The 21,043-nt window shown below is 42.5% G+C and carries 19 protein-coding genes; 12 read left to right on the top strand and 7 right to left on the bottom strand.

Annotated features, from left to right (window positions below; genetic code table 11):
- Positions 1-539 precede the first annotated feature (539 nt).
- Together ACINWC323_RS05955 and ACINWC323_RS05960 are read left to right on the top strand one after the other, a co-directional pair.
- Positions 540-851 carry a hypothetical protein gene (locus ACINWC323_RS05955; RefSeq protein WP_009513801.1) on the top strand — a complete coding sequence of 104 codons (312 nt, stop codon included), beginning with the start codon at positions 540-542 and terminating at the stop codon, positions 849-851.
- A gap of 73 nt (positions 852-924) precedes the next feature.
- Positions 925-2,280 (top strand): S8 family serine peptidase, encoded by a 1,356-nt coding sequence (locus ACINWC323_RS05960; RefSeq protein ID WP_009513795.1) that lies wholly within the window; start codon positions 925-927, stop codon positions 2,278-2,280.
- A 93-nt stretch (positions 2,281-2,373) separates the two neighbouring features.
- Here ACINWC323_RS05960 and ACINWC323_RS05965 read toward each other — a convergent pair whose 3' ends face one another.
- Entirely contained in the window at positions 2,374-2,778 is a 405-nt protein-coding gene (locus ACINWC323_RS05965) for a hypothetical protein (RefSeq protein WP_032881618.1), read from the bottom strand.
- Between the two features lie 240 nt (positions 2,779-3,018).
- On the opposite strand from ACINWC323_RS05965, the gene ACINWC323_RS05970 reads away from it, so the two are divergent.
- Complete coding sequence (locus ACINWC323_RS05970) at positions 3,019-4,521, top strand: flavin-containing monooxygenase (RefSeq protein WP_009513984.1); 1,503 nt, start codon at positions 3,019-3,021, stop codon at positions 4,519-4,521.
- 43 nt (positions 4,522-4,564) lie between these two features.
- Here the strand turns inward: ACINWC323_RS05970 and ACINWC323_RS05975 are convergent, their stop codons facing one another.
- Positions 4,565-4,987: a hypothetical protein gene (locus ACINWC323_RS05975; RefSeq protein ID WP_009513818.1), complete on the bottom strand. Its 423-nt coding sequence runs from the start codon at positions 4,985-4,987 to the stop codon at positions 4,565-4,567.
- Between the two features lie 360 nt (positions 4,988-5,347).
- Here ACINWC323_RS05975 and ACINWC323_RS0119255 point away from each other — a divergent pair, with 360 nt between their 5' ends.
- Positions 5,348-5,830, top strand: coding sequence for a hypothetical protein (locus ACINWC323_RS0119255; RefSeq protein ID WP_032881617.1), 483 nt, complete (start codon positions 5,348-5,350; stop codon positions 5,828-5,830).
- A 199-nt stretch (positions 5,831-6,029) separates the two neighbouring features.
- Positions 6,030-6,377, top strand: coding sequence for a hypothetical protein (locus ACINWC323_RS05980; RefSeq protein ID WP_009513938.1), 348 nt, complete (start codon positions 6,030-6,032; stop codon positions 6,375-6,377).
- Between the two features lie 209 nt (positions 6,378-6,586).
- Here the strand turns inward: ACINWC323_RS05980 and glyS are convergent, their stop codons facing one another.
- The 3 genes from glyS to ACINWC323_RS05995 all read right to left on the bottom strand — a co-directional run bounded on the left by glyS (position 6,587) and on the right by ACINWC323_RS05995 (position 10,209).
- A complete protein-coding gene (gene glyS / locus ACINWC323_RS05985; RefSeq protein WP_009513878.1) occupies positions 6,587-8,656 on the bottom strand; it encodes a glycine--tRNA ligase subunit beta in 2,070 nt (689 codons plus the stop codon).
- Complete coding sequence (glyQ, locus tag ACINWC323_RS05990; protein ID WP_009513915.1) at positions 8,656-9,645, bottom strand: glycine--tRNA ligase subunit alpha; 990 nt, start codon at positions 9,643-9,645, stop codon at positions 8,656-8,658. The genes glyS and glyQ overlap by 1 nt, the downstream gene beginning before the upstream one ends.
- 90 nt (positions 9,646-9,735) lie before the next feature.
- Positions 9,736-10,209, bottom strand: a complete 474-nt coding sequence (locus tag ACINWC323_RS05995) for a hypothetical protein (protein ID WP_009513812.1) — start codon at positions 10,207-10,209, stop codon at positions 9,736-9,738.
- A 153-nt stretch (positions 10,210-10,362) separates the two neighbouring features.
- Between ACINWC323_RS05995 and ACINWC323_RS06000 the strand changes: the two genes are divergently transcribed.
- From ACINWC323_RS06000 to ACINWC323_RS06020, 5 genes are all read left to right on the top strand, one after another.
- Positions 10,363-11,157: a tetratricopeptide repeat protein gene (locus tag ACINWC323_RS06000; RefSeq protein WP_009513840.1), complete on the top strand. Its 795-nt coding sequence runs from the start codon at positions 10,363-10,365 to the stop codon at positions 11,155-11,157.
- Positions 11,158-11,369: 212 nt separating this feature from the next.
- Positions 11,370-12,632 carry a putative DNA modification/repair radical SAM protein gene (locus ACINWC323_RS06005; RefSeq protein ID WP_005227493.1) on the top strand — a complete coding sequence of 421 codons (1,263 nt, stop codon included), beginning with the start codon at positions 11,370-11,372 and terminating at the stop codon, positions 12,630-12,632.
- 2 nt (positions 12,633-12,634) lie between these two features.
- Complete coding sequence (locus ACINWC323_RS06010) at positions 12,635-13,426, top strand: TIGR03915 family putative DNA repair protein (protein WP_009513864.1); 792 nt, start codon at positions 12,635-12,637, stop codon at positions 13,424-13,426.
- Between the two features lie 131 nt (positions 13,427-13,557).
- The gene (locus ACINWC323_RS06015) at positions 13,558-13,974 is read left to right on the top strand and encodes a lysozyme inhibitor LprI family protein (RefSeq protein ID WP_009513909.1); all 417 of its coding nucleotides are present in this window, start codon (positions 13,558-13,560) and stop codon (positions 13,972-13,974) included.
- 120 nt (positions 13,975-14,094) lie between these two features.
- Positions 14,095-15,198, top strand: a complete 1,104-nt coding sequence (locus tag ACINWC323_RS06020; RefSeq protein ID WP_032880077.1) for an HPP family protein — start codon at positions 14,095-14,097, stop codon at positions 15,196-15,198.
- A gap of 62 nt (positions 15,199-15,260) precedes the next feature.
- On the opposite strand, the gene ACINWC323_RS06025 is transcribed toward ACINWC323_RS06020, so the two are convergent.
- On the bottom strand, positions 15,261-15,530 hold the full coding sequence (locus tag ACINWC323_RS06025; RefSeq protein ID WP_005227485.1) for a PspC domain-containing protein: 270 nt from the start codon (positions 15,528-15,530) through the stop codon (positions 15,261-15,263).
- Between the two features lie 341 nt (positions 15,531-15,871).
- Between ACINWC323_RS06025 and ACINWC323_RS06030 the strand changes: the two genes are divergently transcribed.
- Positions 15,872-16,543, top strand: a complete 672-nt coding sequence (locus ACINWC323_RS06030) for a hypothetical protein (protein WP_032881613.1) — start codon at positions 15,872-15,874, stop codon at positions 16,541-16,543.
- A gap of 57 nt (positions 16,544-16,600) precedes the next feature.
- Here the strand turns inward: ACINWC323_RS06030 and ACINWC323_RS06035 are convergent, their stop codons facing one another.
- A complete protein-coding gene (locus tag ACINWC323_RS06035) occupies positions 16,601-18,424 on the bottom strand; it encodes an acyl-CoA dehydrogenase C-terminal domain-containing protein (protein ID WP_009513870.1) in 1,824 nt (607 codons plus the stop codon).
- Positions 18,425-18,663: 239 nt separating this feature from the next.
- Here ACINWC323_RS06035 and ACINWC323_RS06040 point away from each other — a divergent pair, with 239 nt between their 5' ends.
- Positions 18,664-20,991, top strand: a complete 2,328-nt coding sequence (locus ACINWC323_RS06040; RefSeq protein WP_009513973.1) for a hypothetical protein — start codon at positions 18,664-18,666, stop codon at positions 20,989-20,991.
- The last annotated feature ends 52 nt before the right edge of the window (positions 20,992-21,043 follow it).

Genomic DNA, 21,043 nt, shown 5'->3' with positions numbered 1-21,043 from the left:
TGTGTGATTTTCATCAAAAATTACATCCAGATTACAGCTCAAACACACTTTGGTGAGAAATTATGAAGACTGGTTATCATAATAAGCACGTGAAAAGTGATGTTTTTTGATTAATATAAAATCCTGTAAATCAACATTTTTATATTTTTAGGGCAAAACGGTTTTTAATCATTTCGAGTTATATTTTATCGAACCAAATATGAAAATTTAGAATATTTAAATAGGATTAAACCGGTTTAAAAATAATCAAAATCATGGCATTTTTATTGCTTGGTATAAATAGGTGAAATCGTAGTTGTACTTTTTTGAGTCATTTAAAGTTTTAGTACCCATTTTCGATTCCACCTCATTCTTCATTTTGAAGAATGAAATCGAGTTAAAAAATTTAAGGGCTTTAGGTCCCATGAAATTTTTAATCGTTTTGACTTGAAATGTATATGTGAAATTTAAAGTGAATTTTTAAATTGTATTCGCATTATTTATAGAAAAACAACTGACAACCAGGTAATGACCAGTAACTCAAGCACTGGAGAATATAAATGAAACAGATTGCCGCATTTTTATTTGTCCTGATCGCACTTGGCGTGGTGGTGTTCTATTTTGAACCCGCAACGCCGAGCAATGCCTCAGACGATACCGCAGTTTACCAGATGCGTCCTGAGCACTCAGGCAGCAGTTCAAGCATTTTAAAACCAGAGGAGGCCAAAACAGCAACACACACTACATCCGATATGTTGAATCAATTAAATACAACACAAAAAGATGTTCAATTTTATGACACCAAAAGTGATCCTTCGATACAACCGATTGATCCGGAAACCGACCCAGCGAATGAAATTAAAAAACTTTAAATACGCTGGATTTCTTTATCCAAGAAAACCAAAAACTCAAAAGTTCTTTATCCAAGAACGATGGAGATCCACAGTGAACAATAAAATTTTATTACTATTAAGCTTATCCGCTTTTCTAACTACCACTACCTCAGCTGCAACACTGAATGCAGTCCAACTCAAACAACGCCTGAGTTCTGCGGCATTAAATAAAGTACAGCAGGGTAAAATTAATATTGAAGCCCTGATCGATAATGATTCAAATGATTTATTGATCGAATATGATAACAGTGCAAGCAGCACCACTTTTGGGCGAGAAAAACGTAGCCTGATTGCAGTGGGTAAAAATCAGTTCAAAAGTAAATACAACAAAGCCGCAGGCTTTCAAACCTTACGTGAGTTTAATGGCCTGCCTTTGGGCTTGTACCGGATTCAAAACCGCGAAACCTTGGCACAAGTGTTAAATGATCCGAGCGTTAAAGGGGTGTATCCAAACCGTAAAAATGTAACCACCACCATGGAAAGCCTCCCTTTAATTAACCAACCGCAAGCGGTTACAAATGGCTTTAGCGGAGAGGGAACCAGCGTGGTAGTGATCGACACGGGCGTGAATTATAAGCATGCCGATTTTGGCTGTACTGCGGTAAATACCCCGGCATCGAGTTGTCGGGTGGTATATGCCTTTGATAGTGCCCCGGATGATAACAGTCTGGATGATGATGGGCATGGCAGTAATGTGTCAGGTATTATTGCCAAAGTTGCACCTCAAACCAAAATTATAGGGATCGATACCTTCCGTAAAATTCGTGTCAACGGTCAGTGGGGCAGTACTGCCTATGACAGTGATATTCTGGCGGCCTTAAACTGGACCGTGAACAATGCCCAGACCTATAACATTAAAGCGGTTAACCTGAGTTTAGGGGTGCCAGGGGTGAAATATACCTCTGAATGTAGCAACAGCAGTTATAGCACTGCCTTTGCCAATGCACGTGCTGCAGGTGTTGTGCCTGTAGTCGCGTCAGGTAATGATGGCTTTGCCGATGGTATTTCCTCACCGGCCTGTGTTGCGGGCGCTGTACGGGTAGGCGCTGTTTATGACAGCAATATTGGGGGTGTTTCCTGGGGAAATCCGGTGAAGTGTTCAGATCCGACTACTGCAGCCGATCAGGTGACCTGCTTTAGTAATGGCGGTTCACTGGTGACCTTGCTGGCACCGGGTGCCATGATTACTGCAGGCGGTGAAACTCAAGGCGGTACTTCACAGGCGGCCCCGCATGTTGCAGGCGCGATTGCCTTATTACGTGCCAATGATGTCAGCCCATCCGAGACGATAGACCAGACCGTGAACCGCTTGAAAGCAACAGGTAAGCCGATTCGTGATAAACGTACCGGTTTGATCTTCCCGCGTATTGATTTACTTGCGGCCACCAGTGGTCTCAATGCGAATTAAGCTGGGTTTAGAAGCTCAAGACTGATCCAGAAAATAGTTTAAAAGCCATAACTCGTTGCAGCTAGAGATAGCAGCAACGAGTTTTTTATGGCCTCAATTGCATTGCGCCAGTGTGCTGGCCCTAAAATTACTTTGCAGTTTCTTGAAATTTGCCTGCACTGCAGGATCTTCAATATCAAATGCTGTGGAGGTGTTTGCAGAGGCGCGGGTGGTATGTTGGGTCGATGAACTCGCTGAAATTAATCCAGAGTGATTGAACGTCCAGTGCTCTATGGCTTGTCCGCCGTCAAAGTAGCCGGTGAATTCAATAATGCAATTTTTATCTTGTTTCATCAGTTTTGCAATATTGCCTTCTGTTGTTGGAGAAGCAGCAATATTTTTAATCTGTTCTAATACTTGGGGAGTGGCTGGGCTCTGGTTCTGTAAGGTTGAACAGGCGGTGAAACTCATTCCGCTCAGCACTGAGACTAACATGATCTTGAAGGGGCGATGCAGCATGGGCAAAATTCCGGTCCTGTGAATTAATCACTTCAGTGTGTGGTCTAGGGTCGTGAAATTCAATGCATGTTTTGAGATAACACTGTAAATTTTAAGCTTATTTTTTTGAATGAATCCAACAGCAGCATGATTTGGCAAATTCTGTCAAAAATAACGCTATAAACGGCCTGTCTTGATAATGACCGTTTTAGAGCTTAATGCCATAGTGTTTTGGGCTTTAAGTACAGGGAACAAGAGGTCATGAATACGAAGTCGAAAGCTGTAGCATTTCATCGGGTCATCGTCATTGGTGGCGGTTTTGCAGGATTAGGGGCTGCAATCAAACTGAAAGAAGCTGGCATCCATGATTTTATCTTGCTTGAGAAAGCGGATGAGCTGGGTGGCGTATGGCGTGAAAATACCTATCCCGGTTGTGCCTGTGATGTGCCTTCTGCCTTGTATTCCTATTCTTTTGAACCGAATCCTGCGTGGAGTAGGGTGTTCGCAGGACAGGCTGAAATCAAACAATATTTGCAAAATACTGCACTGAAATATCAGGTCATGCCGCATGTTCACTTCAATCATGAAGCCTTAAACGCAACCTGGTCAGACGCTAAACAGTGCTGGATCATTAATACTAATCAAGGCGAATTACATTCACAATTTGCGATTATGGCGTGTGGCCCAATGCATGAGCCTGTGATACCGGATGTCAAAGGATTAAAAGACTTTAAAGGCGAGATCTTCCATTCTTCGCGTTGGCGCCATGATCTGGATTTAACCGGGAAACGCGTAGCCGTTGTTGGCACGGGTGCATCAGCGATCCAGTTTATTCCCCAGATTCAATCTTTGGTAAAGCAACTGACTGTATTTCAGCGCACACCGCACTGGGTTTTACCGAAGTCGGATATGCCTTTACCTGCTCCGCTCCAGACAGTTTTTAAATATCTCCCTGTTACCCAATCGCTGATGCGTGGTTCGGTATATGGTATTTTTGAGAGTTTAAATGGCGGCTTACAAAGTAATGTAGCGATGCGACAAGTACAGCGTATTGCTGAATTTCATATTAAACAGGGAATTAAAGATCCTAAATTACGTGGTAAAGTCACGCCGAATTATGTGATTGGTTGCAAGCGGATTCTCCAGTCTAATGAATGGTATCCTGCTTTGGCACAACCGAATGTTGAAGTGGTGGCTGCTGCTCTCAGTGAAGTTAAAGACAATCAATTATTTACCAGTGATGGTCATTGCGTCGAAGCAGATGTGATTATTCTCGGGACGGGTTTTGAAGTGGCTGAACCGCCGATTGCCCAACGAGTGTTTAACCGTCATGGTCTAAGCATGTCAGAAGTCTGGCAGGGGAGTCCGGAAGGTTATATGGGAACCATGGTGGCGGATTGTCCGAATGGCTTCTTGATGTTTGGGCCGAATATTGCAGTGAGTTCTTCGGCATTTATTATCATTGAAGCGCAGCTGGCCTATATTATCGATGCACTCAAACAGGCGATTCAGCAAAATATTCAAACCATTGAAGTTGATCCTGTGCGCATGGCCCAGTTTAATCAGCGTGTACAAGCAGCCTTAAAAACCACGGTCTGGAATAAAGGCGGCTGTCAGAGCTATTTCATTGATCGTAATGGACGCAATAGTACCGTATGGCCATGGACGACGTTTAAGATGCGCCAGCAACTCAGTCATTTTAATTTAAATGAGTATCTGATTGATCGTCAGGTCGAACCACAAACTGACCCCGTTTCTGCCTGATCAAGTCAAAAAAAACCTCTAGTTTAAGCTAGAGGTTTTTGGATTAATTCGATGAGGGCTGACTGAGTCCGGCACGCTCAATCGGCACATTGCCTTCGTTGGTTCCGACCACCGCATCTTTGGTGTCCTGCCATTTTTTAGCGGTATATTGCTTGGCTTTCTGGGTTTGTTCTTGCACGATCTCGGATTGTTCAGCGCTATATTGTTTGGTACTTTGCCATTTTTCACTCATTTTTTGAGAGGTGTTTTCAGATGCACCCTGAATTGAGTTGCCCAGGTTCTGCATGCCTTTGCCTGTTTTATACAGCAATACACGACCGATGCTTGGGTTGTCACCATATGGCATGGCTTTTTCAGCTTCGGCATTTGATACTGTTGCGGTGTGATTTGTGGTATCCGCTGCCCAGAGAGAAGACGAGGCCGTAAGTGCAGTGGTTAAACATAAGAGTTGTACTTTATTCATCATCTTTTCTGTCCTTTCGGCGATCGTATCGCAATCGAGATTTTATATCTTATCGTTGAGTTGAAGAAAAGAGTGGGGATGATATGAAATTGATACAGTGCGTAAAAATTATGTCTGTTTAGTTTGATAGCACATATGTTTTGATCGTATTTGCTACTTCATCAAATCAAGAAGATTGGGATATTAATCTGACATTTTATGATCGTTGACGCCTTGTTTTCCCCATGATAGTTTTAATTCAGCAAAATCAATATTTCCCCGTTCTATTTTTAATCACAATAGGTATGTTATGAAGCCGAGGTTGGGATCTTATGTGTCGCTTCTGCCGCATAAGCTTAGTTGGGCTTCACAGGATATTGTGTCATGCACACATTAGTTGTGAAATTAGATGCCTTATTGCAGAGGTCAGATTCTGATTCTATGGATTGGGCTGATGGTGGGGGAGCAGAGAAAGCCGAAGAAATGTTGGCTGCACTTCCTGAGCTAGCATGGCCTGAACTTGAGGCTCTCTGCTCAAGTCGAAACGCAGCGTGGCGTGCCTGTTTGGTTTCGATACTTTGTCCTCAGCATGGAGAGCTCGCTAAATATTTGATGCTTGAGCTTGCGGGAGATCAAGACGTAGACGTTGCCTTTTTAGCCGTATCTAGCATTGCATTCTACTGCGGTGTTAACGATTCGACCAAAGAGACATTCGTTGATCTTAGTATTCAGGATGCTTCTTTTCTGTCACTGGCCAAGGCTAAGGTAGGGCTAACGAGTTATATTCATAGAGTTAGAGCATCTTCCCACACGCTTTTTCAAAAGCGATTTGAAGCTCTTGCACAAATGCTCGAATCAGATACATGACTGGGTATCTGTCGGTTTGCTATACCTGCCCAACTTCGTGCTCAAGAGGGATAACGCCCCAGCCGATTAAGGGGCAATTTTTTAATAATTTTGGCAATCTTACAAATTATAATTTTGTTGTGGGCCATTGCCTGTTAATTTTTTAGTTAGGCTTCTGAAAATGATAACGAGATATCCAATAATAGATTTTCTAAATAAAATGACTGGTATCTATAAAACGGTTGAGGGCGAGTTTGAGCTAGAGCTTAGAAAGCATGGATATAACTTCGTTATAAATACTAAAGGAATCTCTAGTCTTAGCCAAATATATGGTTTAATTGGTGTGGCAGGTAAAAATTTAGAGCTGCATTTAAGTATGGGGCTTCCGAATATTCTTACTTTTAGTTGGCCTCATGCTTTAGAAAAAGCTAGCTCCCGTCAAGAGATTTTGTTTACAGAAAGTGACGAAAACTTGTCTGTATCATTTAATTTTGAAGGTAATTCTCTTATTTTTAAATTAATTGTTGGTGGTCAACAAAAGGCAAAATACTTCCTTCAAAAATCTTAACTCGCACTTTAACAAGTACAATGTCCAGTCACCTAGCAAATCGTTCAAGCCGAGAGGCGGCTGAATGCCAACGCTAAGTATCAGTAATATAATTCAGATGAATCACAGAATGGCAATTTGAATTAAAATTTGGCTGATGATTACCTGATAAAATAAACCCCACTATATATATAGTGGGGTTTATTTGAAAGCTCAAGGATTATAAATACTTAACCCTGTAATACACTTACATCTGCAATCGCTGTGAATAAATCACGCAACTGAGCCAATAAACGTAAACGGTTGGCTTTCAATTCAGCATCATCTGCCATCACCATTACACCTTCAAAGAAGGCATCGATTGGTGCACGAAGGGCAGCAAGCTTAGACAATGCTTCTGTATAGTTACGTGCAGCAAGCAATGGCTGAACCACAGGTGTCAATGCCTGAAGTTCTGCATAAAGTGCTTTTTCAGCCGCTTCTACCAGATTCGCTTCAACCACAGCACCTTCAGGCGTTGCTTCTTTAGCAAGAATATTGGCAACACGTTTATTTGCCGCAGCCAATGCAGCCGCTTCTGGCAAGGTGCGGAAATGATTGACTGCAGTCACACGCTTGTCAAAATCAAGTGGCGATTTTGGTGCAAGTGCTTGAACCGCTTGAATCACATCAACCGCAACACCTTGGTCTTCATACTTGGCACGGTAACGACCTTCAAGGAAAGCAACTGCATCGGTACGGGTCTTATCATGATCTTTGATGATGTCGCCATAACCTTGCAAGGCAAAGTTCACCAATTCTTCAATGGTAATGTCTAATTCATTTTCAATGATTAAACGCAAGATACCGATTGCAGAACGACGTAATGCAAATGGGTCTTTCGAACCTGTTGGTGCCTGACCAATCCCGAAAATACCGACCAATGTATCTAAACGGTCCGCAAGGGCAATGGTTGTACCTGTCTTGGTTTGTGGTAATACATCGCCTGCAAACTTAGGTAAATATTGCTCACCTAAAGCTTCAGCAACTTCATGATTCTCACCTTCAAGACGCGCATAGTACGTGCCTGCAATCCCTTGAAGTTCCGGGAATTCACCCACGAGCTCAGAGGTTAAGTCGCATTTAGCCAATAACGCTGCTTTTTCTGCATCGACTGCATTTGCACCGGTAATTGGCGACAATGCCACCGCCAGTTTGGCAATACGTTCAGATTTATTCCAAAGCGTACCCAACTGTGCCTGGAACACCATGTTGGCCAGTTTCTCTTTACGAGACGCAAGTGGTTGCTTCTGGTCTTGTAAGAAGAAGAACTCCGCATCGGACAAACGAGGGCGAACCACTTTTTCATTCCCTTCAATAATTTGAGCCGGATCTTTAGACTCAATATTTGAAACGGTAATGAAGTAAGGCTGTAATTTACCTTCGGCATTGATTAAGCAGAAATATTTCTGGTTATCCTGCATGGTGGTAATCAAGGCTTCTTGCGGGACCGCCAAATAGCGTTCTTCGAAAGTCGCACGTAAAGCCACAGGCCATTCAACCAAGCTAGTCACTTCATCAAGCAAGTCTGCTGGCACAATTGCAGTGGCATTGACTTCATCTGCCAAGGTCTTCACTTGGGCTTGAATCGTGGATTGACGCTTTTCAAAATCAGCAACCACATACGCTTTTTCTAACGTTGCCAAGTAGTCATTCGCATGCGCCAAAGTCACAGCTTCAGGTGCATGGAAACGGTGACCATAAGTTACATTACCTGTTTTATGATCTTGAATGGTTGCATCAATCACTTGAGCATCTTTTAGTAACACGACCCATTTGACTGGACGCACGAATTCAGTACGGCTTGCCGCTGAACGCATACGTTTTGCAATTGGCAAGTTGTCCAGTGCAGTCTGTAAAATTTGCGGCAGTAAAACGTCTAGGCTTTGACCTTTGACATCTTTCAGGAAGCACACTTTTTCAACTTTACCTGCCTGAAAAGTCGAAAGCTGGTCAACGGTAATGCCTTGACCACGCATAAAGCCTTCAAGCGCTTTGGTTGGTTTGCCTTCAGCATCATATGCCGCTTGTACTGCAGGGCCATCAAAACGTTTTTGTGTATCTGCCTGAGCAGCATCGATATCAACAATTTTTAATGCTAAACGACGTGGCGCAGCATACGCTTCGATAGCAGCGAAGTTTAAGCCCGCATCTTTTAAGCCTTTTTCAGTTTCTGCTTTGAGTGCATCACGTAAGGTTTTTAAGCTTTTTGGTGGAAGTTCTTCACAGCCAAGTTCGAATAAAACTGTATGCTTGGTCATTATTTATTCTCCTTCGCTTTTTCAGCTTGGGCGACTTCGGCTTCAACTTGTGCTTTGAGCTGAGCCAATACTTCGTCACGTAAATGCGGTTCTGCCATCGGGAAACCAAGTTTGGCACGGGCAGCCACATAACTTTGTGCAATTGAACGCGCCAAGGTACGAACACGTAAAATATAACGTTGACGTTCAGTCACGGAAATCGCACCACGTGCATCGAGTAAGTTAAAGCAGTGTGATGCTTTGATCACCTGTTCGTAGGCAGGAAGTGGCAGTTCAGCTTCGATTAAACGAGACGCTTCCGATTCATAGAAGTCGAATAATTCAAACATTTTATCGACAGGTGCGTATTCGAAGTTATAGGTCGATTGCTCAACTTCGTTTTGATGGAATACATCACCATAGGTCACTGTACCGAATTGACCTTTGGTCCAGACCAGATCGTAAACAGAATCCACACCTTGCAGGTACATCGCCAGACGCTCTAAGCCGTAAGTGATCTCACCTGTGACTGGGTAACATTCGATACCACCAACTTGCTGGAAGTAAGTGAACTGAGTCACTTCCATACCATTTAACCAGACTTCCCAACCCAAGCCCCAAGCGCCAAGTGTTGGAGATTCCCAGTTATCTTCCACGAAACGGATGTCGTGTGTCAGCGTGTCAATCCCGATTGCTTTTAATGAATCAAGGTAAAGCTGCTGGATATTGTCCGGGTTTGGCTTCAGCACCACCTGGAACTGATAGTAGTGTTGTAAACGGTTCGGGTTTTCGCCATAACGACCGTCTTTCGGACGACGTGACGGTTGAACATAAGCCGCGTTCCAGGTTTCTGGCCCTAAAGCACGTAAGAAGGTTGCAGTGTGGAATGTCCCTGCGCCCATTTCCATATCATATGGTTGTAATACGACGCAGCCTTGCTCCGCCCAATAGTTTTGTAGGGCAAGAATCAAGCCCTGAAAGGTATCAATATGCGATATAGCACGACTCATGGTGCATCCACTGGAATCAAACAAAAATTGTGGTTAAGTATAAGGATTTTGGGGAGGAGTGGCAAAGGCTTGTTTCTTCACCCGTAAAAATTATTCAGCATGATCTATTGCAGATTCTTTCATCTCTTTGGCTTTTAATTTAGGTCGAAACGAGGCAAAAGACCAAAAAATCAGACTCAGAATAAAACTGATTGTCAGCGTAGAGGTTGAGGCGAATGTATGCCAAACCGTTGGGAAAACGTATTCGAATAGGGGTTGGTTATGAGAAATGTTTTCATAGATGGCCAGAAAGAAATATAACAGGCTAAATGATACGTGTGCACCGAACCACATGATCGGAAAGATAAAGCGATTTTTAGCAATGAGAATGTGGCAGATCCGGAGTAAAACGGGGAATAACAGAATATAGTAAATACCCGAAAACAGACCTGTAATATAAACAAGGTCAAGACTAAATTTTCCGGTAAACAAACAAAATAAGAACAGGAGGCTTACCGGAATAAGGGGCGTAATAATAAGGGCGATTTTCGGTTGATAATCGATATTTTTTGTTGTGTTCATCATAAATAGTGTATTTTCAGGGTTTTAAAAATTTTAAGATGATCTGTTGAGTATGTCTATCTGTATTTAAAAATATGATGAATATATCCTTTTATTCAGACTTTTATAAAATTTTGTTAGGATAGTATGTCATAATTTGAATTAGATCGTTCTGGAATGAATTTAAAAAAGTATTATTTTGGTATTTTTATATTGTTTTTGGGATTTATTGGCTTTAATTATTTAAAACATAATTGGACTTATTTTTCTGCTTCTTATGATTATCACTTTAAAGATTTAAGTGCAGATGAATTAAATGATTATGCAGCCTTAGTCTATTATAAGAATATGAATGATCGTATCAGGGATCGAAATTATGATGAAGCGACCAAAGCAAAAAAAGCCTTAAAGGTCGAGCAGCTCTTTCAACAAGCGGCTGAACAAGGAAGTGCTTTAGCTAAACTGAATTTGACTACACTTTATTATCGGAAAGAAGACTTAAGTCGTTTTGTACCTAAGATGTTCAAACTATCTGAAGAGGCTGCGCAAGCAGGTAATGCGGATGCTCAGTTCAGGGTAGGTACATTTTTTCATACAGGTTATGGTGTAGATACAGACTATAAAAAAGCCATGTATTGGTATCGCAAAGCTGCCGAGCAGGGTAATCCTGCTGGAATGAATAATCTTGGAGTACTTTATCAGCAAGGGTTAGGGGTAGAGCAAAATGGTAAGGTTTCAACAGAATGGTACATCAAAGCTGCCAATTTGGGGTATGCAAATGGTCAGGAGAATATGTTTCAAAATTATTATTCTGGGTTAAATGGTTTGCCAGAAAATAAAGAAGAAGCAATGAAATGGCGAGAAATGTGTTATTACCGTACTGAGGAAATACCGATTCAGCCTGTTTTTGATTTTGATCTGAAAAGAAAAGAAACTTATCCAAATACCTGTAAGGATAAAAATAGGTTTTAGTGGGTGTGCAATAAGGTACAAATATGATTTTAATCCCTATCTATTTATACCTATTCTTTTAGGTTTTTAATTATTTGATAATAAATATCTTTTTATATCTCTTTTATTTAAGCGTCACCCCATGACGTATAGCATCTCTCATGCTCTTAATTTCACACCATGGACATGTTAATTTTTAAACGGTCTTCTCTGTTTTCTTCAGGTCGTTTGAAATGTCTGATCGCATTCGTGAAAAGCTGCAAATTTTAGCGGACGCTGCCAAATATGACGTGTCCTGTTCTTCCAGTGGCAGTGACCGTAAAAATAAAGGCAAGGGGCTTGGAGATGCCAGCCATTCAGGGATTTGCCATAGCTATACCGAAGATGGACGCTGCGTTTCTTTGCTGAAAATCCTGTTCAGTAATGTCTGTATTTTTGATTGCGCTTATTGCGTATCACGCCGTTCTAATGATGTAAAACGTGCGGCATTTACTGTGCAGGAAGTAGTTGACCTGACCATTAATTTCTATCGTCGTAACTATATTGAAGGGCTATTTCTTAGTTCAGGTATTTTCAAGTCCGCAGATTACACCATGGAGCGCATGCTGCAGGTGGTGAAGAAGCTGCGTCTTGAAGAAAACTTCAATGGTTATATTCATCTCAAGACCATTCCAGGTGCCTCCCCGGAACTAATTCATGAAGCAGGGCTATATGCCGACCGGATGAGTATCAATCTGGAAATGCCGACAGAAGCCGGACTGAAAACCTTTGCCCCTGAAAAATCGCATCAGGAAGTACAAAAGGATTTGGGTCTGGTTCGAGATCGCCTGATTCAGTTGAAGGATGAGCGGCAGGTGATCAAGCATGTGCCGAAATATGTACCGGCCGGGCAAACCACGCAAATGGTGGTGGGGGCGCATCAGGAAACTGATCAGGATGTGCTGTTAATGGCGGATCGACATTACAAGGAATTTAAACTTAAACGGGTTTATTTCTCGGGTTATATTCCGATCAATACCGAGAATCATTATTTACCGGCTGTGGGTTCAGCACCACCGCTATTACGTGAAAACCGACTATACCAGAGTGACTGGTTGATGCGTTTTTATGGCTTTCAGGTCAATGAAATTGTAGATGAGCGTTTTCCGCATCTTGATCTGGATATTGACCCGAAACTGAGCTGGGCCTTACGCCACCCTGAACAATTCCCGGTGGATTTAAACCGTGCCGATTATCAGATGGTATTGCGTGTGCCCGGCATCGGGGTGAAATCAGCCAAGAAAATTGTGCAGGCAAGACGTTTTGGCAAAATCCATATCGATTTATTGAAACAGCTCGGTGTGGCTTATTCGCGGGCAAAGTTTTTTATTCGCTGTGAAGACAGCCCACGTTTTCAGAAGGAACTCTCTCCTCATTATATCCGTCAGCAAATCCTGACGCAGGGTTCTTCAAAATATGTGCAACAACTTTCACCGCAGCTGAGTTTAGGTTTTTAAGCGTGTTCACTGATCCGGTGGCGTATTGCTTTGATGGCTCCATGGCGGGACTGCTGAGTTGTGTTTTTCGTGCCTTTCAGTTCAAAGAATTTGAGGTGCAGCTGTGTCTGCACAATCAGGTCCAACATGGCCTGTTTGCCAGTCTGATTGAGGTGCCGACCCATGAACAGCAGGCACAACGGGTCTGGGCAGGCATGCAACAGAAACTATCGCAATCGGCCTTGAGACAATTCTATTTCACGTCTTTATCAGAATCACTGGAGGCTTATCAGCATTTATTTAATTACTGTATTTATGTGTTCCAGCAGCAAGTTTCTGTTGAAAAAGACTATTCGCATCCGAGTGTGCTGGCTATTGCGCAATGGACCAAAAAGGTCGGGCGTGAAAAACACCGGATGGAGGCATTTATACGTTTTAAGAAAACCTCGGATGGGCTATTTCTGAGTTTGGTACGACCAGATTTTAATGTATTGCCTCTGATTCAGCCGCATTTTAAACGTCGTTATCAGGATCAACGCTGGCTGATTTATGATGAGCAGCGCCAATATGGGCTGTATTATGACTTGAATGAGATTCATGAAGTCTCGATGGAGGTGAATGAGATCGACCGTAATATCGAAACGGGCTTTAGTCAAAGCTTCCATTTAGAACTGGATGAGCAGGAAGCGTTATATGATCAGTTATGGAAAGATTACTTCAATAGCGTCAATATTAAAGAACGGCAGAATATCAAGCTCCATGTGCAATATTTGCCAAAACGATACTGGCGTTATCTGAATGAAAAATATCTTTAATGCTCGGGCAGGGACCTGAAAAGAAGTGTGCTTGAGAGCCACTTGCAGTTTTAATTGAATCTGAGTAAAAAATAAGCTTGTCCTTACGGCTTGAACACGATTTTAAAAATGACAAAACCAAGAGCTAGAAAATGAACAAATTAAGTTTTAAATGCCTATTACTGGCAATGAACTGTTTAAGTATGGAGGCCATGGCGGAAACACCGGATAAATCTACCGATGCTTATAGCCTTTGTGTGGATGAAACTATTCAGGAATTGGGACTGGGCAATATTAATAATGCCGTGGTGGAAATCTGTAGTAGCAGAACCAAAACATTATATAGCAAGCAGATCGTACAATTACTCGACCAAATCAAGAAGCAGAGTCAAGAATATCAACAGCCTGAACGCTATACCGACATTATGAAATCACAACAATTGTGGAAAAACTTTGTGGATCAGGAATGCCGTAATGCGGGTGCCTATATCGGCTCGCCGATGTATGAGTTTTGCCCGATGCAAAAATATGGCGAGCGAATTGAGCAGTTAAAAGAATATCTGAACTGAGAAAATTTATTTTCAACAGCTTTACTCATAATCTAAAACTATAATTTAAATACACCTTCAGCTTGAGTCGGCGTATACTTCTGCCTCGAATAAAACAACACTATTCCAGCAAGGTGCATTGTGAGCTCTACCCAATCAGACTGGCTAAATCTGCTTAAACCTAATTATAAAGTCCTGCCTTTGAGGGAGAGGATGCTGTCAGGCGTGGGGGCTTTATGCGGTCTGGCGATTTCCTCACTCATCAGCTGGTATGTGCTAGGGGGCATGAATGCCTGGTATATTGCACCGATGGGCGCTTCTTCAGTACTCCTGTTTGCAGTCCCCAATAGTCCCTTGGCGCAACCGTGGAATGTGGTGGTCGGTAATACCCTGGCGGGTTTGATTGGGGTTGCCTGTACTCAATTATTGCCTGATCTGACCACTGCTTTTAGTGTGGCCGTTGGTCTGGCAATTTTTATGATGATGACCACAGATTCGCTGCATCCACCCAGTGGGGCAGTGGCGATTACCGCCGTGTTGGGCGGGGAGGCGGTTCATCGGCTGGGTTTCCATTTCATATTATATCCGGTGCTGCTGAACTCGATCTTATTACTGGTTTTCGCGGTGGTGTTTAACCGTTTGATTGGGCGTCATTATCCTTTGACTGCGCATGTCAATGAACGTTCTAAAGACCCGACACCGACACAGAAAGTCTCGATCCAGCCAAAAGATATTGAATATGCTTTAGAACATCACACCGAGCTGTTAGACATTAGCCAATATGATCTGGAAAAAATCATTTTAGAAGCGCAAGAGCATGCCAATGAGCGACTGGTCAATTCATTTGTCTGTCAGGATATTATGAGTCGGGATGTCATTAAACTGCATGAAAATGATGATATCCATCAGGCCGTAGATAAATTCAAGGCGGTTAACCTGATGAGCTTGCCTGTGGTCAATGCAGAGGAAAAACTGGTCGGGACGCTGGCTTTATACGAAGTGGTGGAATGGTTTAAGGGCGCGACCGATCCACGAAATTCATGGCAGCATTTTGTGCGACAGATTATGAGCCGGAGAGTGGTAACGGTTGATCCGTTACAGCCGATTCAGGATCTGGTACCTTATTTTGTAGAAAAGTCTTTTAACTATATTCCAGTGGTTGAAAACCAGCGGCTGGTCGGCATTATCAGTCGTGCCGATATGATTGCGGCCTTACAGCAGCAGCTGAATCAAAAATTAAGTTAAAAAAAGCTACGGTTGGATTAGGGGTAATTTCAACCGTAGCGACCAAAAAGGAAAGTGAGAAATTAACGTTTTATGCCTTGGTCTTCATAGACAGTTTTCACAGGCTGGTTATAGCCTTGAACATGGTCAACACGCGCTTGCTGACGTTTTGGAATGACCAGCCATAAAATGAGGTAGACCAAAATACCCGGGAAAGCGGCGCTCATAATCGAGATCACAACAAAGATCAGGCGTAATAAATTTGCATTCCAACCAAATCGTTCCGCAATACCGCCCATCACACCAGCGATCATGCTTTGTTGGTTTGAGCGATATAAACCAGAGTTGGTCATCGAATGTATCTCCTTAAATTCATGAAATGGCAGCAAAAAGTAAAATATGAGTTGAAGAGCTGCTGTTATTTAAGAGATATGGGCGATGAATTTTTTTTAAAGTTTAAACAGATGAGAGATTAGTTAAGTTGTGTAAATTCTTGCTGGAAAAAACAACAGCATCGCCTAAAATGCACCGACTTAAAGCACACTGCTTTGTTAATTTGCTATTTCCATCCTATTGCGACGGTCTACATTACCTATCACAGGTATGTAGCAGCACTCAATGAAGTCCTGTTAAAAAGCTAGGGCATAGCATGAAAAGTACGCGATAGCGATGTTGATGTTAGAGATTTGTAGATATGCAGTTCAGGTTATCCTTACAGCAGCTTAGTGTAGGAGTCTTATTGAGTCTAAGTTTGATGGCGTGTGATAGTCATCATCCGGAACCGGTAAGACAACAACCGCAGACGCAATCGGATCATGAAGCGAGTTATGTCCTCGCAGATGAACAAGAGCAAGCAACTTCTGATACAGAAGCGATGTCGCTCAATCAGGTTGCTGGACAAGCCACCTTGCCACACCCTATGGTGCGTCAAGATAACCATAGTCAACCCTCGGAAGCCGATCTGATCTATGTCGGTCGCTATCATGCCCGCATTCCATGTACAGACCCTTTTGCAGGCTGTGTAAATAATGAAAAAGAAGCTGAATATATCCTGAATTTATTAAGTGACGGTTCAGTGTACTGGACCAATACCAGCTTTGGGCGTCTCGGTTCCGATCCAACACGTAGTGTGGCCAAGATTGAACAAACCTGTAAACAGGTGCACTGGCATGTGCATAAAGAACTGAATGAAATCATGGTACGTTGTGATGCGGCAGATCTAAATCTTTACTATCAGATCAATGAGCAGCAGGATCTGGTACTAAATCTGGACAAGATGTGGAATGAAGGCAATGGCAATAACCGCAAGTTCTTTAAAGAATATCCATTTCCGCAGCAAGCCTATGTCTTTAAAAGAGTAGAATAAAAATTGTTTTGATCATAAAAAAAGAGCGCAATAAGCGCTCTTTTTTTACAGCCCGGATTAGTAATCGAAGCTGAAGTGTTCTGGTGCCAGTGAAGTCAAGGTGCGAGACGTAGTCACCATTGACTCGGCATGGCCTTGTGCACGTGGTAATAAACGGTCGAAGTAGAAATCAGCAACCTTGATTTTTGCTTTATAGAACTCAGGAGTTTCAATGCCGTTACCTGCTTCCAATTTCTCAGAGGCAGTCACTGCTTGTTGCGCCCAGAAATAAGCCATCATGACGTAGCCAGAGAACATCAAGAAATCAGCTGAAGCTGAAGACACGATGTCACGGTCCTTACGTGCAGCCAGCATGATACGAACAGTTAAAGTGTTCCATTGTGCACAAAGCTTGGTTAAGTCCCATGCAAAACGGCGGAGGTATTTATTACGTGCGTGTGCAGCACAGAATTTCAGGATTTCAGCCGTGTAATCACGAACCACTTTACCTTTCGAGCTTAACAGGACTTTACGACCAATCAGATCGAGTGCCTGAATACCTGTTGTGCCTTCATACAAGGTTGAGATACGTGCATCACGTGCGATTTGTTCCATACCCCATTCACGGATATAGCCATGACCGCCGTAAATCTGCATACCGTGGTTAGCTGCTTCTAGACCCATTTCGGTCAAGAAACCTTTCAAGATCGGCGTATAGAAACCAAGCTTGTCATCATAAGCCTCATAAGCTGCCTGATCGCCACTAACCAATGCATCTGTCATTTTGTCCGCAAGTTTTGCAGCATGGTAGATCATTGAACGACCACCTTCAGCAATTGCTTTTTGCGTCAATAACATACGACGAACATCAGCATGGTGAATAATCGCATCAGCTACACGTTCAGGTTCTTTCTTGCCAGAAAGGGCACGCATTGACATACGATCTTTGGCATAAGGTAAAGCACCCTGGAAAGACAGTTCGGCGTGTGCAATACCTTGTACTGCGGTACCGATACGTGCTGTATTCATAAAGGTAAACATTGCATGTAAACCTTTGTTGATTTCACCGATCAGGTAACCTGTGGCATTGTCAAAGTTCAACACGGCAGTTGCAGAGGCCTTGATCCCCATTTTGTGCTCGATAGAACCACAAGACACTGAATTGCGCTCACCTACGCCACCATCCGCAGTCGGGATGAATTTAGGCACGATGAATAGAGAGATACCACGTGTACCCGCAGGCGCATCTGGAAGGCGAGCCAATACGATATGGATGATGTTTTCAGTTAAATCATGTTCACCCGCAGAGATGAAGATTTTGGTCCCAGAAATTTTATAGGTACCATCTGCATTTGGTTCTGCTTTGGTTTTGACCTGACCTAAGTCTGTACCACATTGAGGCTCGGTTAAGCACATGGTGCCTGACCAGGTACCTTCAACCAGTTTAGGCATATAAGTATTTTTTTGCTCGTCTGTACCAAACTGCATGATGGTGTTCATACAACCTGTACTTAAACCTGGATACATGGTGAAAGACCAGTTCGCGGTTCCCATCATTTCTGATTTGATCAGGTTTAAAGACATTGGCAAGCCTTGACCGCCAAATTCTTCCGGATAAGAAAGACCTTGCCAGCCACCCATCACAAACTGGTCATACGCTTCTTTAAAGCCTTTCGGTGTGGTTACTTCACCGTTATTAAAAGTACAGCCTTCTTCATCACCTGACTGGTTAAGCGGAGAAAGTACGTTTTCGCAATAATCTGCCGCACCTTCAAGAATCATATCAACTGTATCAGCATCCGCATTTTGACCACTTGTCAAAGTTTGGTAATGTGCTGGATAATCTAACATTTCGTTCATTAAGAAACGAATATCACGGAGCGGGGCTTTATAAGCTGGCATAATCTTAATCCTGTATTTGAATCATTTTGGATTATCTGTTTCGATACTTTGATTATTCACAATGGTGATAAAAATACATTGATAATCACTGGGGAAAAGAATGTCAGAAAAGCGAATCTCCTAGATTTGAGGGAGATGGAAAAATCACTTTTCTGTGGGTGTTTAAACTTATATTAAACGTGAAAAATACTTAATTCTATACTTGAAAATATAATGATATAAAGGTGTTTGGTAAAGCTATGCGTCTAAAATATTTAACTTTATGTTTAATGGGTCTCAGTCTTTCGGCCTGTTCTCAGCTTGTCATTAAAACCAATCCAGCTACGGTCAACCTTGAGCAGAAGGCAGTGAATAGCCTGAATGCCATCTATGAATATCCAAGCTATGACTACCGTGGCAAATTCAATATTCATGTTGATCAGGAGCCGAGTAAAAATACTGCAAAAGCTGAACCTGCCTCTTTAGATCCGGCGCTTAAGCAAAAAGTGGATCAATACTTACGAGAGCAAAAGGTTAATTTAAACAATAAACAGAAGCAGGCTTTGTATACCGCACTGGCGCAGGAACAAAAAAGTGCTGGTCATTCCAAGGCCGACAAGTTTACCCAGGTCATGACCAATATCCTGAATGAGATGCAGTTTGAATACGAGGGTTCAGTGCATTATCGCCAGAAAATGGGTTCCTTGAACCTGACTGCGCGTTATGAAAAGCCCACCTTGCTGGTACAGGCCAAAGTGCCGATGGTGCTTGATCTGAATCATTATAAATTCTATATCAACTATTTTGCCTTGATGCCTTATCTGGTCAATAAAGACAACCAGAACAAACTGGCCTATCTGGATTTTTCAAAATATCAGGATGCTTTCAAGCAAGTGGATTACAAGAAATTTGCTGAATATGTGAAAGCATCCAGTGCGGTTTATTATCGTCTTGCCGATCAAAAGAATATTCAGGCCTTATCCGTTTCCTCGGCTGATCAGGCTGCAGGCGTGGTGGAAAAAATCCGTTTAAAAACCTCGGTTGAAGAACTGATCCTGCAAGCGAATTTATATAGCAAGGTCAATGAAAAATATTTGATGCAAAGCGTTTTAAATCTGAACGCGCAGAATTTAGAAAAACTGGTTGCAGATGAAGTGGCGAATGCCGATCAGGCAAAATCTAAAGCATCATTACTGGAAACAAAAGATTCGGCAGATGATGCCAGCTTGGTAAGCCAACAGCTATACCGTCTTGTGAATCAGCATTTTGGTGTTGAGGATATTGAGGAAACCGATGCTGATGAAAATGCAGATACGGCGGAAGCAGCAGCGGCACGTGCAGCTGCTGCTGACGATCCTAAAGCATCTGAATATCCGGAAGAATCTGATGATCTGGAAGCAGCTGAAGATGAGCAGGCGGGTTTATCTGAGCAACAATGTACAGCCCTGCAAACAGCGCCTAAAACCACCTATGGCGATGTGCAGTATTGTCAAAGTGTATATGGCATTGATGTGTTCTCGGATCAGCCAGTAGAGCCGGGTTTCTTGACTTATATCCAGAAATTACAAGCGGTTGAAAAAGAATTCGCAGTTTATGATCAAAACCAATTTATTGATGATCAGGCATTTAAAGCACTTTGGCTGAAACATCAGGCGGATATTGAGAAAGCTTTACCGCCTGCCGATAAACGCAATCCATTTGTGATGGATGTTGGACTGGATGCTAAAGGACGTGCTGTAAAGATTGACTATGATTTGAATTATGGTCTGCCTGAGTTGAAATCACGATTTAATATCAAGGCCGATATGCTGATTTCCAATTATGGTAAAGGCACACCGATTGACCAGGCGCAGTTGAAGCAGGCGAAAACATGGGCTGAAGCCAGCAAAGGTTCAATGCTTGAGCAGGCAGTGAACAGCTTCTCGGAAAAGTTGGGACAGGCGGGTATTCAGGAGCGTTCAGCCGAGCCGTATCGCTTATCTTTAGATGATCAGCTCAACCTTATTGCCGAGCAACGTTACGATGCAACACGTGCTTATGAGCCAACCTATAAGGCTGTATTCATTGCCAAATTGACAGAAAGCGCACCACAAATTGTGCAGCGTTACTCAAGCCAAGAGTTGCAGGAAATAGCTGCTGTATATGCGTATTGGTATGCCGATGAGGATGTTTATAATCCAGAAGGCAAAGCACTGCAAAAGATTGAAACTTTGCAAAACAAACATCATCTGCAAGGTGAAGACCAGTTTGATGATGGTTTAGGGCGTTCGGTTTACCGTATTGTCAGTGAGGCGATGCAGGGTGAACAAGATCGTCAGGCATGGAAAAAGCTACAGGCTCAATATAAGCAGCCGCAACAGTTATTTGCCAAGCAATACCAAATCCAGTTCGAACAAGAAAATGGCGCTTCAACTGAGGAAAAAGTCTTACTTGCGCAAACGGCAAATATTCTGGGACAAGTATATGTCGATGCACGTAAAAACAGACTGTCTGAACAATCCATTAAAGCTTTAAAGATTGAACATAATGAATTTATTGATTATGAAATCTTTAAGCAGGTCTATCAGAAGATGCTGAATGTTAAATAATCGCGTTGTTGTGCTGGAATAGAATGAGATCATATCAAACTGGTTGAATATA

Origin of the sequence: Acinetobacter sp. WC-323, assembly GCF_000314615.1 — a bacterium.
Lineage (GTDB): Bacteria > Pseudomonadota > Gammaproteobacteria > Pseudomonadales > Moraxellaceae > Acinetobacter > Acinetobacter courvalinii.
The sequence above is the reverse complement of the archived record's forward strand: the minus strand, read 5'-3'. Positions and strand labels throughout refer to the sequence as shown.

What these genes read in the sequence shown, in the direction of transcription:
- ACINWC323_RS06015 (WP_009513909.1), top strand. Translation starts at nt 13,558, where the DNA reads ATGAACAAATTAAGTTTTAAATGCCTATTACTGGCAATGAACTGTTTA.
- ACINWC323_RS05980 (WP_009513938.1), top strand. Translation starts at nt 6,030, where the DNA reads ATGACTGGTATCTATAAAACGGTTGAGGGCGAGTTTGAGCTAGAGCTT.
- ACINWC323_RS06000 (WP_009513840.1), top strand. Translation starts at nt 10,363, where the DNA reads ATGAATTTAAAAAAGTATTATTTTGGTATTTTTATATTGTTTTTGGGA.
- ACINWC323_RS05955 (WP_009513801.1), top strand. Translation starts at nt 540, where the DNA reads ATGAAACAGATTGCCGCATTTTTATTTGTCCTGATCGCACTTGGCGTG.
- ACINWC323_RS05995 (WP_009513812.1), bottom strand. Translation starts at nt 10,209, where the DNA reads ATGATGAACACAACAAAAAATATCGATTATCAACCGAAAATCGCCCTT.
- ACINWC323_RS05965 (WP_032881618.1), bottom strand. Translation starts at nt 2,778, where the DNA reads ATGCTGCATCGCCCCTTCAAGATCATGTTAGTCTCAGTGCTGAGCGGA.
- glyS (WP_009513878.1), bottom strand. Translation starts at nt 8,656, where the DNA reads ATGACCAAGCATACAGTTTTATTCGAACTTGGCTGTGAAGAACTTCCA.
- glyQ (WP_009513915.1), bottom strand. Translation starts at nt 9,645, where the DNA reads ATGAGTCGTGCTATATCGCATATTGATACCTTTCAGGGCTTGATTCTT.
- ACINWC323_RS0119255 (WP_032881617.1), top strand. Translation starts at nt 5,348, where the DNA reads ATGCACACATTAGTTGTGAAATTAGATGCCTTATTGCAGAGGTCAGAT.
- ACINWC323_RS06005 (WP_005227493.1), top strand. Translation starts at nt 11,370, where the DNA reads ATGTCTGATCGCATTCGTGAAAAGCTGCAAATTTTAGCGGACGCTGCC.
- ACINWC323_RS06040 (WP_009513973.1), top strand. Translation starts at nt 18,664, where the DNA reads ATGCGTCTAAAATATTTAACTTTATGTTTAATGGGTCTCAGTCTTTCG.
- ACINWC323_RS05970 (WP_009513984.1), top strand. Translation starts at nt 3,019, where the DNA reads ATGAATACGAAGTCGAAAGCTGTAGCATTTCATCGGGTCATCGTCATT.
- ACINWC323_RS06030 (WP_032881613.1), top strand. Translation starts at nt 15,872, where the DNA reads ATGCAGTTCAGGTTATCCTTACAGCAGCTTAGTGTAGGAGTCTTATTG.
- ACINWC323_RS06035 (WP_009513870.1), bottom strand. Translation starts at nt 18,424, where the DNA reads ATGCCAGCTTATAAAGCCCCGCTCCGTGATATTCGTTTCTTAATGAAC.
- ACINWC323_RS05975 (WP_009513818.1), bottom strand. Translation starts at nt 4,987, where the DNA reads ATGATGAATAAAGTACAACTCTTATGTTTAACCACTGCACTTACGGCC.
- ACINWC323_RS06025 (WP_005227485.1), bottom strand. Translation starts at nt 15,530, where the DNA reads ATGACCAACTCTGGTTTATATCGCTCAAACCAACAAAGCATGATCGCT.